This is a genomic window from Methylobacterium sp. WL7 (assembly GCF_008040085.1).
In the GTDB taxonomy this organism is placed as follows: Bacteria; Pseudomonadota; Alphaproteobacteria; order Rhizobiales; family Beijerinckiaceae; genus Methylobacterium; species Methylobacterium mesophilicum.
Genome location: NZ_VRVG01000425.1, coordinates 1 through 247, shown reverse-complemented (window position 1 = coordinate 247; position 247 = coordinate 1). Strand labels below are relative to the sequence as shown.

The 247-nt window shown below is 62.8% G+C and carries 1 protein-coding gene; it reads right to left on the bottom strand.

Features of this window, described 5'->3' with window-relative positions; translation table 11 throughout:
• The coding region (locus tag FV233_RS30045; RefSeq protein ID WP_246690154.1) for a helix-turn-helix domain-containing protein at positions 1 to 247 on the bottom strand (247 nt) is incomplete at both ends.

The window sequence follows — 247 nt, the reverse complement described above, 5'->3', positions numbered from 1 at the left end:
AACAAGAGCGCCCCGTCCTGGCAGGACTACATTGAGGCTCTTAAGATCGAGGGGTGTCGCTACAGGCCGGCAAGCCTGAGCAAAGCCTTGGAGGAACGAGATCGTCTGGCCGGCAAGCCGCGCGATCGCCTGAACCTTGCGTATGCCCCAGAGCGCGGAGGTGTGGTCGCGACGACCGACACGATGCCCGATCTGCGGCAGGCTCAGCCCAGTGTAGTTCTTGCCGAGCCAGTAGAGGATCTGCCGA